Raw genomic sequence first — 8,512 nt, forward strand, 5'->3', positions numbered from 1 at the left:
AACGAGTACATCGTTTTCTACAACGAGCGCCGCAAGAAGCAATCGCTCGGCTGGATGAGTCCTAGGCAGTATCGGTCAAGCAAGGGATTGGTCGCTTAGGCTGGTCCAAGGAATTGTCCGCACCCCCTTTTTAGAGTTGTCCCAGCTTTTGTCCCCGAAGCCGACGAAACGCGACATGGCGTTACCTGGCGGCACTCGGCTCGAGACGGCGGCTAAAACTGGGTGCAACTGGAGTGACGGGACGGCAGAACCGAAGCCATCGAGTGGGAGTAAAGATTTAGGCCTTTTGACCTGCTGTTTTTCCGTCCGTGGCGTACCGTCTGATGACGCTATGTTCTGGCGAGCTTAAAAAATCGTATTACCTTGCATTGTTTTGCGTTGTCCGCACTAACGGACATGGCTAGTTCATCGCCCCAGTTAAAATTCAGATAGCGAAAATTGCTTAGTAATCAGAATTGATAGCTAGGGGGAACGAAATGGCACTGGAAATCAACGAATACGACCTGCCCCTAATGGCAATGGGAAAGGAAACCTCAGAGGCTTTCAGCAAGCAGATGAACGCCGGCTATGGCCCAAGATGCCCTAAATGCGGAAGCGAGAACATTGCGCGCATCATCTGGGGCGATCCCGTTTTCTACGACGGCCTAATCCAGGACATCGACGAGGGCCGCGTGCATATCGGCGGTTGTTGCGTCACCGGTGAAGACCCGGAGTGGCACTGCAACGACTGCGAAGAGGAGTTTTAGCTGCTGGGACAATTTGTCCCAGTGCTAGAAGGGGTTCGAATGCTCGAAAAAGGCAAGCACGGATGCACAGAGACATTCGTCGTTGATCGGACCTACAGGGACCAAGGCGGTGACCTCATCCATGTCCTCAAACCGCACGAAGACGTCGAGATGCGACGCTTTCTTGCCGCGGCGGATGGCACAGATTGCGAGGTGCGCGTCTCTTCTCGCAAACCTGTCCCATTTCAAGAAAACGGAATTACAAGTGTCAACCAATCTGGGGCAGATTCAGATTCAGACTCAGATTCACACGGCGCGTCCCTGTGGGTGAACAGGCACGGCCTCCCGCTCCTGAGGAGCTCCTGCTCGAAGGCGAGGTTCTCCCCAGCGCGGGAATACGGGCTTTTGGCGACTTCGAGCCGCATCGACTACCCTGCATTGGCAGTTGCGAGCAAACGCCCGTCTTTGGTCATGCCTCGATCGAAGAGGATCTCGAGCTTTCCGCTGCAAGGCGCAGTGATCGCCATGCTGCCCTTACCCTGCTCCATGGATGCGACTACCCGGCCTTCCACAACCGAGTCTCCATCCGGCCCCTTCCAAAACACCATGTAGCCGCTGCGTGTCGCCCTGATCTCCATGAGGCCGCTCCTTACCTGAGGTACGCCGTGATTTCGGCCGGCTTGAGGACCATACCGGCGGCCACAACCTTTCCGTCGACCACCAAGGCGGGCAGGCTCATGGCGCCGTAGCCCATGACGCGCTCCATGTCGGTGATGTACTCCAGGTCCGCATCGATGCCGAGTTCCGCGATGGCGGCTTTCGCGTTCTCGTTGAGCTCGTGGCACTTCCTGCAGCCCGCTCCAAGTACCTTGACCTCCAACTTGCCAGCGCATCCGCAGCCGCAGGGCTCCTCCTTCATCTGAGGAGCGTCCTCATTGTATGCGCAAGGCATCTTTGCCTCGTCAACCCGCTTCTCTTCCTTACTCTTCCTAAACCCGAACATAGTGAATCCTTTCACGCTGGGCGCCGGTGATACGGTCGGCGCCCGTTTTCCAACAAATGCCTGCCCGCGCTATGCCATCCTACTCAGCATCGGCCTGCCGTCCGACCCGACCAGGGTCACTGAGCCGATGAGCAGCTGGACGTAGGTGGCGCCGGCGAGCTTGTCCACCAGGGCGGGGTTGCCATCAACCTGCGCGTCGATGAGCTGACCGGACAGCGGCTCCTTTCCCTGGGCGGCCAGCAAGGCGTTGGCGATCCCCGTTACGGTGGGGGGTGCCGCCGATGACGACGTCGGATCCCGAAGCCACCACGGGCTCGCGGTAAACCCCCAGGCCCGACCCATCGTCGGACCCCCTCACGCGGGCCTCGATGTCGGCCCTCTTTGCGGTCATCTCCGTCAGCGCCGCCAGCTCCTCGAGCTGCGGCCCATAGGTTCCGGAAACCTTGATCTCCAACATGGCTTTCTCCTATCTTCCACGCGTCAGCCTGCCGGACGCGTCATTTCGAAATGCTTGCTAGAACAGCGGTTGCAGGAAGTTGAACACGTAGCCGCTTACGCACATGCCCACCAGGCACACGCCGATGAACACAGCCATAAGCCTTGGCTTGATGACGCGGGATAGCATAGTGAGCGACGGGATGGAGAGCGTGGTCACGCTCATCATGAAGGCCAGCACCGTTCCGAGCCCTGTGCCCTTGTAGTACAGGGCCTCGGCGATGGGGATGGCTCCGAAGGTGTCGGCGTAGATGGGGGCTCCCACGAGCGTCGCCAGCACGACGGCCAGCGGGTTGCCGTCGCCCAGCACCAGCTCGACCCACTGCTGCGGAATCCAGTTGTGGATGAACGCGCCAATGCCCACGCCGAGCAGGATGTAGGGGAAGACCTTCTTGAACGTGCTCCAGGTCTCTTTGCGGGCGAACATGAGGCGCTCAGCAACCGTCATGGACAGGAGCTCTGCATCGGCTGGCGCGTCGCCGCGAACGAAGTCGGCAAGGTGTCCCTCCATGCCCAGGCGCTGGATGAACGCACCGCCCACGATGGCGATTATGAGGCCCACTGCGGTGTATGCCAGCCCCACGCCGGGACCGAAGATACTCATGATGAGCACCAGGCTTCCCAAGTCGACCATCGGGGAGGAGATGAGGAAGCTGAAGGTGACGCCCAGGGGCAGGCCCGCGCGGGTAAAGCCGATGAACAGCGGTATGGAGCTGCAGCTGCAGAACGGCGTGACCGTTCCCAGCAGGGCGCCCACCACGTTGCCCCAGACGCCCTTGAAGCGCCCCATGATCTTTCGGCTTCGCTCCGGCGGGAAGAAGCTCTGCATGTAGCTGATAGCGAAGATCAGCACGCACAGCAGGATCACAATCTTCACCGTGTCGTACAGGAAGAAGTGCAGCGTTCCACCCCATTGGAACGTGGCGTCGACGCCGGCGAGACCTAGCAGGCCGGCGATCAGCTCCGACAGCCACTGCATCTTAAGCACTTGGTCCAAAACGAAGCTTCCTATCGACTCCATGATCGCTCCTTCTAATAGATAGATAGATATACGTCTATGTTAGATAGAATGATACTAATATATAGACGTCTGTCAATATGAGATGCATAAATGGTTAGACGAATGTCAATATGTCTATGGAAGGTGATAGAATTACCGATATTGAGAGGAATGGAGGACCGATGAGCGACATTGATTTGGCAGCCGCGTTCAAGGCGCTTGGCGACCCCACCCGCCTGGCCGTATACAAGGCTATCCGCGCGCAGGACGATATCTGCGCATGCAAGATCCTGAAGGGCATGGACATCACCCAGCCTACCCTCTCGCACCACGTGAAGCAGCTGTGCAATGCCGGCCTCGTCTCCTGCCACAAAGAAGGTCGATGGGTGCACTACACCGCATCCCGCGAAGCTTCCGAGGAGCTTTCGCGCTTTCTCTCCTTTTAACCCATGCGCTCGTTTTGGGTTCCACGTAGAGGCTCAAGAGCCTTAACTTAAGGACGGCGCCTCGGCGCCATCCTTTCCTCTACCAAAATCAAGTGGAGGCCGATTTCGGGACAAGGCAGTTCCTTTCCATCCTACTGGGACAAATTGTCCCAGTAGGTATTTTTAGCAAGCAGAATTGAGCTAAAGCCACCTACGGTTACTCCAAATGAGTCGTAACAAGGCTATAAGGCTGTGAGCTGGTGTTTTACATATGCGCAGAAGCTTGTTCATCAGCATCGCTTAGGAGTTGTTACAGGTGGTTAACCACTTTCTGGCGTAAGGGGAGGGTTTTTGCCGCCGTCATTCAACCCCTATCGTTACTGGGACAGAAATTGAAACTCAATCCGGCTGAGTTAATTTTGAGTTTCGGTTTTTGTCCCAGTGCCGTCCCAGTAACGTGCCGCCACGTGCCGTAACGTGCCGCCACGTCCAAATGCCGATACAATCTAAGACACTCTGTGCACGAGATGAATAATTGTATTTATAGAGTGGGAGTAAAGATTTAGGCCTTTTGACCTGCTGTTTTTCCGTCCGTGGCGTACCGTCTGATGACGCTATGTTCTGGCGAGCTTAAAAAATCGTATTACCTTGCATTGTTTTGCGTTGTCCGCACTAACGGACATGGCTAGTTCATCGCCCCAGTTAAAATTCAGATAGCGAAAATTGCTTAGTAATCAGAATTGATAGCTAGGGGGAACGAAATGGCACTGGAAATCAACGAATACGACCTGCCCCTAATGGCAATGGGAAAGGAAACCTCAGAGGCTTTCAGCAAGCAGATGAACGCCGGCTATGGCCCAAGATGCCCTAAATGCGGAAGCGAGAACATTGCGCGCATCATCTGGGGCGATCCCGTTTTCTACGACGGCCTAATCCAGGACATCGACGAGGGCCGCGTGCATATCGGTGGCTGTTGCGTCACCGGCGATGATCCGGAGTGGCACTGCAACGACTGCGAAGAGGAGTTTTAGCTGCTGGGACAATTTGCCCCAGTGGCACTGGAAGGAGGCCTATGAAGAGGTTCGAGAAGATAACGAAGCTGATCCCCCTGCTTGAATCCGAGGAAACTCATGGCGAGTGGATTATCGACCGCGAGCACAAGGGCACGCCCGACGACCCTATTCTTATGGCGCTTCTGCACTAAGATACCCGTAGCACCCCATCGATGCCCCCTTCTCTAGATGTTGTTGTCGCAGACGTCATTCTAGAGTGGCTCGATGGGGTGTTTCATTAGAGGCGTTGCACTAGCAATGAGTATTCAAGGCACTTTAATCGGCATTTCCCTAGGAGTCAATCTATCTCCTTCTGGCGAAGTCCCCTTTGAGCGATTTCGGGCGAGGAATGCCCGCAGCAATGACGACCGCCACAGCTATAACGGGAATACTTTCTACCGGGCAGCACATGAGGGCAGCGACCCCCATCAAGGGTTGACCTGAAAATGCGACCAGGGCGGCGCCAACAGCGGCCGCCACGCACGTTCCCGCATCTGCCCCGAAAGCACCCGCTATCCCGAGCCCAAGACATATCGAGCAATAGACAATGGGGAAGAACGGTCCTCCCGACCATCCCATATTGAGCAGGAATGCGATGAGCACGGTACGCACGAGAGCCGTCGCAATCAGCACGGCGGGTCCGACTTCCTGCCAGTTTCCCATGAGCTGACTAGAGTAAGCATCCGATCCGGGCAACCCGACATGCGGAAGGAATATCATGGAGACCCCGAGCACAATTCCGCAAACAAGGGGCAGAAGCCTCTGCGCCTTGTTTGCATGCTCCCAGAGCCTTTTCGCCAGCTTGGCGCACGCGACATAAGCAAGCCCAAGCACCCAACCCGCAACCGCAACGAGAGCGCCGATTCCGACAGCTTCAAGAGAGATTGGAGCAGCCTCCACCCGGGGGATCACCATCCCGAGCCCGAACAGCTCAACGACGGCAGCAGCACCGACAAAGCCGCCCACGATGCCTATGGTGTAGAGCAGCGTCTTTTGACGTTTGCTGAAGTCCTTCTCCCCGGCAAGGATTCCGAACTTTCCGCAGAGGGACATCACGCGCCTCTTCGCCCAGGCGCATCCGCTCATAATGAATCCGACAAGGCCCATCGCCACACCAACAGGCCCTCCTCCTGCGAAGGGAAGCAGAAAATCGGCTATCCGTACGGGAAGAGGACGCCTTGGCCCGTTCGAATAGCCAGAAGCGGCGGCTCTCACTTCGACCTCGTCCGCCGCTTCCTTCGCGGCGGCCCCCATCGAATCCATGGGACGTTCCGGCTTTCCGTATCTGAAGGCGATTAGGGTAAGAGCGACCCCGGCAAGCGTGGCAGGGATAAGAGGGTAGAAGGGAACGTCGGCTATGCCGTTCCAGTCGATCCATACGAGCTCGATGACCGCGTACGCTAAGTCGAACACGCCCATGATTGCAAGGCCCAATATAAGGCCCAACGCCAACATGAAGAGCGCCGCGGCGATCCAGCGAGCGGCAAGCATGCTCCTCGACCCAACTCCGCGCTCGTTGCCGACCGTCTCATTTATCATTGGCTTCTCCGAAATCTCCTGATCCATTTTTGGCCTATATTAGCTGGGTGAGTGAATTACCATGCAATACGTTCTTGTATAACAAGAGATATCGAACGCTTTCTATGCGATTTGTATGACAGCGAGGTGCGAGATGGCTGAATACGTAAAGCGGCGACAGAAGCCGGTCAAGGAGGATGCGCGCGTCACGAAGACCAAGGAGCGCTTGAGGGAGTCGCTGCTTGACCTGATGGAAGACAAGCCCCTCGCTGACATATCCATCACTGCTCTCTGCGCCAGCGCCCACGTGAACAGGAACACGTTCTACGCTCATTACGGTTCACCGGCAGACGTTCTTGACGAGTTGATGGCCGACCTTGGAAGCGCGGTGGCGCATTCTCTTGCTGTGACCAGAAGACACGGAAGCGTGGCATGGCTAACCGAGCTATGCGAGAACGTTCAGGAGAACCAACATGCATATGAGATGCTGTTCGCGACAAGCGACGGACGCACCTACATAGAGCGCGAGATACTGTCCGCTTACAAGCTCGTCATGGACTCAACTGCAGAACGAATCCGAAGAAATCCCCGACATGCCGATGCCTTTGCATTTGCCGCAGGAGGATCCATGGCCTTGCTCGAACGTTGGGTTTCCGAGGGGGCGCAAGGCTCACCCGAAGATATGGCATGCCTCATAAACAGGCTCTGCAAGACTGGGATGTCGGGCATCTTTGATGAAGACTAGGTTGAGTTGCGACGTTGGGCAGGAACCACAGGGTGTGGCCAGGCACGGAGAGCAGGCGCATGTCAGAGAACAACATGGCTGGCTTTCCCCGAGCTTGAGCTCGTCGACCGTAGTGGGCATGTGCTGGCCGCGCATGAGGTCGAGCCATATCTGAACATAGCTCTTGAACTTGAACTGCGCGGCCTCGCCCTCCGCCGAGAAGAAGACGTTGAGGTCGAACTGGTTGGTGTCGGTGTTGAGCGCTATGCGCTTGATGACCTCTGGCATCTGGCAGGTGTGCATGACCATGCACGGGAAGCGACGCATAGGGGTTGGGGCCTTACGAGGACCTTTAGGCGGCTTCCGCAACATCGACAATCTCATCGCGCTCGTCATGCTGCGCTGCTCGAGCCTGTCGATCACGTTGCCGGGAAGGGGTTAGCAACCACACAAACTAGCGAAGCCTCATTCTTATTCCCTTTGTTGAATATGGAAGGGCTGCTCATGAACTGATCAAGATGGTCCACGAGTGCGTTGACGACAATGAGGATCTTGGCGTACGTGACTATCGAGGCGTTCTGGACAGCTACGGTTTGCCTGATGAGGAGTCCGTCCTTGCAGCTAACGTATCAAAATGCGACGGAAAATGTACCCTTGCCATGATTGTCACCATCGTTCGCAGCGACAGGTTCTGCGAAGGCTTGCTGCTCCGCTACCTGGGCAACGGAATGATGCTCAAGTGGATGAAGAGGCTCAAGGAAATCGACGATGAATAAACGCTTGGACAATTTGTCCCAGCGTCTGGCTTGCCAACCGCCCGAAATAGATAACCTATCTTGCTAGTGAACTCAGGATCCTAAAGCGGAAAGAGCAGAGCAGGAATCCGAAGGAAAAGAAGGTCGTTCGAATCATGCTCGACTATCTTCAAGGACCCATCTGGGAGAGCGATCCCAAGACAGGCAAGCCTGAAACAGGGACAGATGCCATCGATAACGATGAGGAACTCCGCCGGCTTAACCACGAAATCCAAGACATCTTCGACTCTTATTATGAGTTCGATTCCCATGACCAGGCTTGCTGGTTCAACGAGGATCAACAAAAAGCCGATAAGGATAAGATGCTCACTTTGCTTAGCAGGCTCACGAAACGGCTCGACGAAATCAACGACGGTTCGTATAGCATCGAGGATTTAGAGACTCCAAGGGTATCGGCTCTTTAGCATTAATGATTGAAAGAAGCCGCCTGTGACTATTCTTTGAGCAGATGACGCTTCAACAAATCTTTGACCTGCGGTTTCTTGCCCGTCATGCAAGCCACTTGTAATTATTCCTTTTGATTAGTTGCAAGTGGCTTGCAGGTTTTGGACACTAGGGGAGGGTTTTGGTCTCCCTACCCCGCCCTCTCGTCTACTGGGACAAAAATTGAAACTCAATCCGGCTGAGGGGGGGTGCGGACGAATAGTTGGACCATTCGGTCCGGTTAGGAGTTCGCGTGTACAGTCAATCCGCAAGAAAAAAGGCCCTCGAGATGCTGGCGCTCACCGGTGACTTCGAGAAGAGCGCCAGGATGT

Annotated in this window: 14 protein-coding genes; 9 read left to right on the forward strand and 5 right to left on the reverse strand. The window is 55.9% G+C overall.

What is annotated here, in order from left to right; translation table 11 throughout:
• Window positions 1-99 (forward strand): IS3 family transposase (locus F8C90_RS11460; protein WP_158050441.1); only part of this gene is annotated, 99 nt, incomplete at its 5' end.
• 377 nt (window positions 100-476) lie between these two features.
• Entirely contained in the window at window positions 477-746 is a 270-nt protein-coding gene (locus F8C90_RS10410) for a hypothetical protein (RefSeq protein WP_158050442.1), read from the forward strand.
• A gap of 407 nt (window positions 747-1,153) precedes the next feature.
• Here the strand turns inward: F8C90_RS10410 and F8C90_RS10415 are convergent, their stop codons facing one another.
• From F8C90_RS10415 to F8C90_RS10425, 4 genes are all read right to left on the reverse strand, one after another.
• A complete protein-coding gene (locus tag F8C90_RS10415) occupies window positions 1,154-1,363 on the reverse strand; it encodes a biotin/lipoyl-containing protein (RefSeq protein WP_158050443.1) in 210 nt (69 codons plus the stop codon).
• Window positions 1,364-1,374: 11 nt separating this feature from the next.
• Window positions 1,375-1,728, reverse strand: coding sequence for a thioredoxin family protein (locus F8C90_RS10420; RefSeq protein ID WP_158050451.1), 354 nt, complete (start codon window positions 1,726-1,728; stop codon window positions 1,375-1,377).
• A 69-nt stretch (window positions 1,729-1,797) separates the two neighbouring features.
• Complete coding sequence (locus tag F8C90_RS11045) at window positions 1,798-2,070, reverse strand: hypothetical protein (protein ID WP_170264643.1); 273 nt, start codon at window positions 2,068-2,070, stop codon at window positions 1,798-1,800.
• Window positions 2,071-2,242: 172 nt separating this feature from the next.
• Window positions 2,243-3,244, reverse strand: a complete 1,002-nt coding sequence (locus tag F8C90_RS10425; RefSeq protein WP_158050444.1) for a permease — start codon at window positions 3,242-3,244, stop codon at window positions 2,243-2,245.
• A 161-nt stretch (window positions 3,245-3,405) separates the two neighbouring features.
• Between F8C90_RS10425 and F8C90_RS10430 the strand changes: the two genes are divergently transcribed.
• From F8C90_RS10430 to F8C90_RS11335, 3 genes are all read left to right on the forward strand, one after another.
• Window positions 3,406-3,669: an ArsR/SmtB family transcription factor gene (locus F8C90_RS10430; protein ID WP_211361101.1), complete on the forward strand. Its 264-nt coding sequence runs from the start codon at window positions 3,406-3,408 to the stop codon at window positions 3,667-3,669.
• Between the two features lie 740 nt (window positions 3,670-4,409).
• Complete coding sequence (locus F8C90_RS10435) at window positions 4,410-4,679, forward strand: hypothetical protein (protein ID WP_158050446.1); 270 nt, start codon at window positions 4,410-4,412, stop codon at window positions 4,677-4,679.
• A 41-nt stretch (window positions 4,680-4,720) separates the two neighbouring features.
• Window positions 4,721-4,852, forward strand: a complete 132-nt coding sequence (locus F8C90_RS11335; RefSeq protein WP_281350346.1) for a hypothetical protein — start codon at window positions 4,721-4,723, stop codon at window positions 4,850-4,852.
• A 151-nt stretch (window positions 4,853-5,003) separates the two neighbouring features.
• On the opposite strand, the gene F8C90_RS10440 is transcribed toward F8C90_RS11335, so the two are convergent.
• Window positions 5,004-6,239 carry a voltage-gated chloride channel family protein gene (locus F8C90_RS10440; protein WP_170264644.1) on the reverse strand — a complete coding sequence of 412 codons (1,236 nt, stop codon included), beginning with the start codon at window positions 6,237-6,239 and terminating at the stop codon, window positions 5,004-5,006.
• A 133-nt stretch (window positions 6,240-6,372) separates the two neighbouring features.
• Between F8C90_RS10440 and F8C90_RS10445 the strand changes: the two genes are divergently transcribed.
• The 4 genes from F8C90_RS10445 (at window position 6,373) to F8C90_RS10460 (ending at window position 8,161) form a co-directional block, all read left to right on the forward strand.
• On the forward strand, window positions 6,373-6,963 hold the full coding sequence (locus tag F8C90_RS10445; protein ID WP_158050448.1) for a TetR/AcrR family transcriptional regulator: 591 nt from the start codon (window positions 6,373-6,375) through the stop codon (window positions 6,961-6,963).
• Window positions 6,964-7,126: 163 nt separating this feature from the next.
• Window positions 7,127-7,384 carry a hypothetical protein gene (locus tag F8C90_RS11050; RefSeq protein WP_170264645.1) on the forward strand — a complete coding sequence of 86 codons (258 nt, stop codon included), beginning with the start codon at window positions 7,127-7,129 and terminating at the stop codon, window positions 7,382-7,384.
• Between the two features lie 76 nt (window positions 7,385-7,460).
• A complete protein-coding gene (locus tag F8C90_RS10455) occupies window positions 7,461-7,718 on the forward strand; it encodes a DUF6508 domain-containing protein (RefSeq protein WP_158050449.1) in 258 nt (85 codons plus the stop codon).
• A 134-nt stretch (window positions 7,719-7,852) separates the two neighbouring features.
• A complete protein-coding gene (locus tag F8C90_RS10460) occupies window positions 7,853-8,161 on the forward strand; it encodes an RNA helicase (RefSeq protein WP_158050450.1) in 309 nt (102 codons plus the stop codon).
• Window positions 8,162-8,512: the final 351 nt, after the last annotated feature.

The organism is Ellagibacter isourolithinifaciens, assembly GCF_008831035.1.
GTDB lineage: Bacteria > Actinomycetota > Coriobacteriia > Coriobacteriales > Eggerthellaceae > Ellagibacter > Ellagibacter isourolithinifaciens.